6 protein-coding genes are annotated in these 6,464 nt (G+C 56.0%); 3 read left to right on the top strand and 3 right to left on the bottom strand.

What is annotated here, in order from left to right:
• Both EN749_RS06090 and EN749_RS06085 read left to right on the top strand, forming a co-directional pair.
• Window positions 1–1,762: site-specific integrase (locus EN749_RS06090; RefSeq protein WP_145990884.1), on the top strand; the 1,762-nt coding region annotated here is incomplete at its 5' end.
• Window positions 1,763–1,833: 71 nt separating this feature from the next.
• On the top strand, window positions 1,834–2,562 hold the full coding sequence (locus EN749_RS06085; protein ID WP_128362754.1) for a DNA polymerase: 729 nt from the start codon (window positions 1,834–1,836) through the stop codon (window positions 2,560–2,562).
• Window positions 2,563–3,387: 825 nt separating this feature from the next.
• On the opposite strand, the gene EN749_RS06080 is transcribed toward EN749_RS06085, so the two are convergent.
• Window positions 3,388–3,723 (bottom strand): helix-turn-helix transcriptional regulator, encoded by a 336-nt coding sequence (locus EN749_RS06080; RefSeq protein WP_128362753.1) that lies wholly within the window; start codon window positions 3,721–3,723, stop codon window positions 3,388–3,390.
• A 135-nt stretch (window positions 3,724–3,858) separates the two neighbouring features.
• Here EN749_RS06080 and EN749_RS06075 point away from each other — a divergent pair, with 135 nt between their 5' ends.
• Window positions 3,859–4,608, top strand: coding sequence for a hypothetical protein (locus EN749_RS06075; RefSeq protein ID WP_128362752.1), 750 nt, complete (start codon window positions 3,859–3,861; stop codon window positions 4,606–4,608).
• Window positions 4,609–4,878: 270 nt separating this feature from the next.
• Here EN749_RS06075 and EN749_RS06070 read toward each other — a convergent pair whose 3' ends face one another.
• Window positions 4,879–5,661 (bottom strand): excalibur calcium-binding domain-containing protein, encoded by a 783-nt coding sequence (locus EN749_RS06070; protein WP_128362751.1) that lies wholly within the window; start codon window positions 5,659–5,661, stop codon window positions 4,879–4,881.
• A 2-nt stretch (window positions 5,662–5,663) separates the two neighbouring features.
• Entirely contained in the window at window positions 5,664–6,050 is a 387-nt protein-coding gene (locus EN749_RS06065; protein ID WP_128362750.1) for a hypothetical protein, read from the bottom strand.
• Between the last annotated feature and the right edge of the window lie 414 nt (window positions 6,051–6,464).

The raw sequence follows: 6,464 nt of genomic DNA, 5'->3' as shown, positions 1-6,464 counted from the left end.
CAATATCCCTCTGCTTCTTCATCCCGTCGCGGGTAAAACCGCGTTCGTGGAGCGGGTCAGGGGTAGAACGGCGGCTGAGATAAAAGAGCAGGGCAATGTGTTCGCCGTCACGACCGATGCAAAGCTCAATGCGTTCAAGGGAGCGCTAGCATCGGGTGTGTCTGAACCGTATGAGCCTGACGGATTGAGCCTTACGCCAACGCAAGCACAGCAGATTGCAATCGCATACTATGCGGATCGGCATCGGCGAAACCTGCTTCGAGGCGATTACGTCGCCCTTAAAGATGAGCCGAGTTTTCCCGATCTGCTGTCCGATGCCGGCGAAGCATTCTTGGTAGCGCGCCGCGCGTTTTCTGGAGACGAGGTCAGGACCGATCCTAAGGCGCTTGAGTTGCTTGTGAGCCAAGGCATTCTGTCGCGAGAAGATGCGGACCGAATTTCATCCCCAAAAGGGTGGCCAAGTGCCTTGATAGGACACAAGCCATTCCAGTTGTTGTGCCGACTTATAGAGCGGGCTGACCTTGATCTCGCCGACCGGAGGTACCGTTCGTTGAACCTGGGTACACTGGCTCCTGTTCGTGATCACCTGTTTTCTGAGGTGCAGATCCATCCGATCCAAACTCAGGTGCGCAGCCAGGCTAACGCCAAGACGATCACGGATCTGAAAACACTTTTCTTATCAACAAAGACAGGCGTTACCAGATCACGGTCATCCCAATATCGTATCCCCTTACGCGCCCTCGAAGAATTTTTGGGCGAAACTCACGCGCTATCCGATATTAGCCGCGACAAATGTCGTGAGCTTATGAACTTCTTTCCGAAAGTACCTGCTCACGCTGCGCAGCACTACCCAAAAGCCACTCTTGAGCACGCGGCAGAAATGTTTCGCGACAAGACCGGAGCCTACGCAAATCGACCCGTCGAGGCACAAAAGCATGTTGCGATTTTGAAGAGCGCTTTTGACCTGGCGGTTCAGGAAGATTGGATATCCACCAATCCTTGGGACGGGCTCAAGGTGACTATCCCGCGAACAAAGAAGTTCATCGCGAAAGGGAACACTTATCAACCGTTCAGCGTCTCTGATTTGAATAAGCTATTCCAGCTGCCGCTGTTCACGGGTTGCGTCGATGACGGTCACGGCTGTCACACTCCAGGTCCAAACCTGCCCATGCGACATCGTTATTGGGCTCCTATTCTCGCTCTCTGGACCGGCATGCGAATGAACGAAATATTGCAGCTGGAGAAAGCTGATATCTGCCGTTCAAGCGACGGTATCGCCTACATTCGAGTTACTGACCAGGAGCATGGGTTTTACGAAGGCAAAGTTTTTGCCAAGCGCGTGAAGACGACCAACGCCATACGCAACATTCCGATCCATAGCTTGCTTATTCAGGCGGGGTTTCTGGCTTGGGCGGACGCGTCGAAGGATCAGCGGCTATTTCCAGAAGCGCTCGGGAAGAAAGGCGAGAAGCCATCGGATGTCTATTCGAAGAGATTTCGATACGATGCCGAGTTCGCTGGAGTGTGGCAGGCTCGTCGGTTAGTTTTTCACAGCTTCCGAAACAACTTCAACGACGCCCTCAGGAACGCGTCCGTCGAGCTGGAAATTCGCGAGGCGTTAAACGGGTGGCGTGCACAGGGAGCAATGGATAGCCGTTATGGTCAAGGTCAAACGATCGAGCGACTGCACCAGGCTGTCGAACTAGTTCGCTACGAGGGGATCGACACCCGGCATCTAATAGCCAACGCCAGCCGCATCTGAACGCGATCACTGCTGCTGTCGTCACGTCAGCCACTTGTGTGCGTTGGCATAAGGCGGACTCGACTGGCAAGGTGGACGCCGACACCGGCAGAGATAACGGGCTCAAGTTCTCACGTGCGGCTCTCGTATCTGACACCCTGTTCGGGGAAGACGGCTTCCGTCTCAAGCCCCGGGTCTGGACCAAGAGCACGATGAAGCTCAAGGACGAAAGCCAGCGCGTCCCCTCGACCTCCGCCAAGGAACACCTGCCCTACTTCACCGGGCACACCAAGCACGGCCCGTTCGTCGCCGACTTGATCGACTACCAACGCCTATCCAAAATGCGCTCAACCTACGTCGGGCATCCCGACCGGATTATCACCAACGCCCGGGGCGTCGAAGTCACCGAAGAGGCGACCGGCTTCTGGAAGTACATCCATGAGGGGATGATCCACCCGAGCTTCCTGCTACATGCCACGGTCACTGGCAGATCGTCATCCCGCGACCCCAATGCGCAGAACTTCCCCAAGCGCGGCAAGGGGAACATGAAGGAAGTGGTGAAGGCATTCCGCCGCGTGTTCAAAGCACCGGACGGCTGGGTCATCCTCGAAGCCGACTTGTCGCAGATCGAGTTACGCATTCTGGCGTGGATGTCCAAAGACCCGGTGATGCTGGAAATCTACCGCAACGGCGGTGACATCCACTCGGCTACCGCAGCCGCCGCCAACGGCCTCACGCTGTCCCAGTTCGCAGCCCTCCCACCAGAGGAAAGGGAGATGCTGCGCTTCCAAGCGAAGGCGATCAAAATTTCGACTGGGTAGTAGACGGCGCAAGAGAATCACCCCTCCTTAAGACTGGTAAAAGGAGAACTCCCAATATGGCAAATCTACCTGGATTTCCTCGTGGTCAATCTCACCCTCGCGCAATCGACCTTGTTGAACGTAGAAACGAACTCAGGGCGAAGGAATTTGGAATGCTGCGGATCGTTACTGTATTTCGAGACGCAAATTCGCGGCTCGTAGCTAGGACATCCTGCGCGGCCTGCAGAATGCGGAAAAGCGTGTTGGTGGATAACCTTGCAAGCGGCAAAATTCGCAATTGCATCTGTCAGCGCCAATTAAAGTACGGTGCCAGCCGGGATGCTGCCCGCCTGGCTAAGAGATATGATGCCATCAAACAAAGATGCCGTCGCGACTCTTCAAACCCGCTGTGCAGAAACTATGGGCATCGCGGAATAGAGTGCCGCATTTCACGCGAAGAATTCGTCCAACACGTTCTCGGCATTCTGAAGGGCACGTCGTTGGGTCGACTTGATATCGATCGAATTGACAATGATGGTCACTACGAAATCGGCAACCTTAGACTCGCTACCAGGCGGGAAAATCTAAGAAATCGTCGCAATAGCAGTAAGGTCCGCTATCTTCGAACGAGCGTGCCGACCTGCGACCTGTGGGGACTTCTAAAAAGAGACTTTCCAGAATTCAATCTTTCTCAGCAGACGACCGGACGGCTTGCTAGAAAGGGACTAACTGCGCACGAGATTCTCTCACGCACGGGGCGAACGAAGAGCCACAACTGAACATCCACGCGGCCATTCGGCAGCGTTGCTGCTGACCAAAATGCGATTCATTATGAAAAGTTTTCGCTCACGGCTTTTTCTGCTGAATCGCTTTTAGCATCACCAGCGCTAGTTCTAATTCGTTGTGATTCAGCTTCTTCAGCATATCCCTGCCAATCGCCAGCCTGTCATCCGCGTGAGTATCCGATGGAAGCATTAGGTCGTCAAACAGCTCATTGATCGTTGCATCCAGCGCCTCAGCAAGCTTCTCCACGGTCTCGGCGTTCGGCCAGTTAATCCCACGTTCAATTAGTGAAATCGTATCAACCGCCCTCTCCGCTCGGAAAGCCAACGCGTCTTGCGTCAAGCCACGTTCCCGACGCAACGACTTGATCCGATTTCCAAATGCTTCCTTCAAACCCATGCACGTATCATGGAAGCGGTTTTGCACGCGCAGAACCGACCTGTAATACGCCAATCATTTGATTTCCGTACCAAAATTCGGTACTCTGGAATAATTCCGGGCTGAAAGTCCGGCTAAATCTGGGGCCGGGGTGTAATGCTGAAATTGAGGTTAGGGATTATCGTTGTCGCCGCGAATGTGGTGGGTGTCTCATATGCCGCTACAAAATTAGGCACTGCTCCACCTCAAGGATACTGTGACACGGTCGCTCAGTATGATGTGATTAGGAGCCAGGCAAACAAGCAGTTCGCCGAGGATGGTTCAGACGGCAAATGGGATAAGCGCCGAGCGTGGATTGAGAAGCGCGTCAAGAAGGTTGATGACAAACTGAGCAAGGCTTTGGGCGTGTCACGGGACGATTGGGATGCCGCAGCTTCAGAAAACGAATGGGGCACCGCGTGCGAAAGCGAAGCCACTGAAAAGCGTAACAAATTAACCGGATTGGTCCAGGTCAGACTGGACGGCGTTTCGAATATTTCTGATAATCAAGTGCAAAGGGTGCGGAATGCTGTTGAGCTAGAATACCTCGCTCGCCTTCAATCAGGGAAAGACGCCTTCTTTGATCCGGGCAAGTTCAGCGATGTCAGTTGTCGGGAAGCGGAAGTAGACGGTTACCGCTTCGTTGGCTGTAAGATGAGATCATTTACGGCCCAGACCCATCCCGATGTGTATCTGGTTGGTCACCAAGGTGGCGAAGCGATTGCTATCCCCTACGATGGCGAGGCCAAGGCACGCGTTGCTGGTGCGACCACACTTGCCACCCGAGAAGAGACCGTGCCGCTGGGGGTTTACGAGGGAAGCCTGCCACTTGTCGAATTCACGAAAATTCGTCGACAAGTAGATTAGGCTTGTTCAACCATCTGCGAGGGCTCCATAAGGCCGCCCGGCTTTCCTCGCGCGGAGTGATCGCACCATTGCGAGGCGACTGCGGGTCTTATCCACCAGAAGGAAGAGCGGCTTGTGCTTGGGCCGTTCGTGCCAAATCAAGTCGCGCATGAGGCGCTTGCAAGCGAAAGGCTAACAAAGCCGGAACCGCGGCTCGTCGAGCCATTCCCATTGTAGTAGTCCTCCCTTCCAAATCCGGTCCGCGAAAAGCTCGCGACCGATTGCCATTCACTAACAGAGCGTCTCGCACGCCACCCCATCGCCATCACGGTCCAGTTTGCCGCCCCACGGACAGTTGCTGAGATACCACTGAGCCTCGTCGCACGAGCTGATTTGAGAACATTTCCGCCGCCGCTGACAGGAATAGCTTTGCGCTACCTGTCGATTGGTGATCCCTAGGGGCTCGCTCACCGCGGGGCGGGCATTGTCTCCATGCCCGGCGCGCCATTCCCACGGCGCTTGGAACTTTCCGGCCCACAGCCCGATCTTCACCGCCTCGGCCTTCGCCTGCTGCGCTGCGTAGGCGCCACCGCTGTACAGGGGCCAGTCGAGCGCCTGGCCATGCTCGACCATCCAGGCGGCGGCGCTGGCGCCATCGGCACGCCTGCAGTCGCCTACAAAGCGGTTGTAGCGGTCCCACGCGACAAAGGCGCAAGTGAGCGGCCTCGAGGCGGCCAGGAACCTGTCGAGCGTTGCCGCGGCCTTCGCGCCGCACCGGTAGCGAACGCCCTTAGCGTCGTCGCACTGCTGGGCTGCCTCGGGAGCGTCGACGCCGTTGAAGCGGATCCGCTGCCCGTGGATCTCGATCGTGTCGCCGTCTATGATTGAGGCGACACCAGCTATCGGCTCCGGAGTACGTCCGATCCAGTTGGAAACGTGAAGCTCAGAGGAACCTTCGCTGTGCTGCACGGCGAATTGCGTGACGAAGGCAACTGTCGCCGCCACCGTCACGAAAACAAGCCGCAAAGGCACGGTGGCCCTCATTCGTCTGGCGGATTTACCAATTCGAGCCATCGCTAGTCTGTCTCGTGGCCGGTTCGACCGCCAGGCTTGGCCTCGGCAGCTCGCTCGCCGCATGCCCTTCCCGCGCTGTCAGTTTGGGTTCGGCGATCGCAGGGATGTTGGCCACTATCGCCGACATTCACGACCGTGCCGCCAAAAGCCGGCGGCGCCAAAGTCGTACCGCGATACCGTTGAACCACGCCGGCTATCCGCTGCCCGTCGCTTTCGATGTGGGTGTTGTTGCTGTGTGGGTTGAATGGATCGACCGCCTGCAGAAGCATGTTGGCGTGGTTCGCGTCGCCGGCAGCGAGCGTCACCGTATCATAGTTGTTCAAGTAGTCGGATGTGCAGGCAGAAAAGAGGAGCAAAGCCCCTGAAGACAACACCCTTTGGCTATACATTTGCCACTCCCCCAACTTTGAAGAGTTGCACAAGATCTAACTGCTCGCAACTGCCAGGCGAGATGGCCTGGTCAGCTAAGCCATGATTATCGACAAGGTGGCAGGGCGTGCTGAATCTGTGCGGCTAAAAATCGAGTAGTAGCCGAATGTAGCTGTATTGATTGGCAGGCCCTCCGCTCCTGCTTACCTGGCCGCCGCTGACCCGCGAAGATATCTGCGCACATCGCGGGTGTTGGAAGCTTACTCAACAGGACGTGGATAGCCAGTTAGGCCATCAGTTGGGCTGAGGATTTGAGACATAAACGATGGTTTAATTATACCCGAGCAGATGGCGAAGCCCTACTATCGGCAGATAGACTGTCCAAATCATGCCAACGGCAGCGGCAACCCCAAGGCCAATCGCGGGAGCCCACG

It is taken from the genome of Mesorhizobium sp. M7A.F.Ca.ET.027.02.1.1 (assembly GCF_004022985.1).
Taxonomy (GTDB): domain Bacteria; phylum Pseudomonadota; class Alphaproteobacteria; order Rhizobiales; family Rhizobiaceae; genus Mesorhizobium.
The sequence above is the reverse complement of the archived record's forward strand: the minus strand, read 5'-3'. Positions and strand labels throughout refer to the sequence as shown.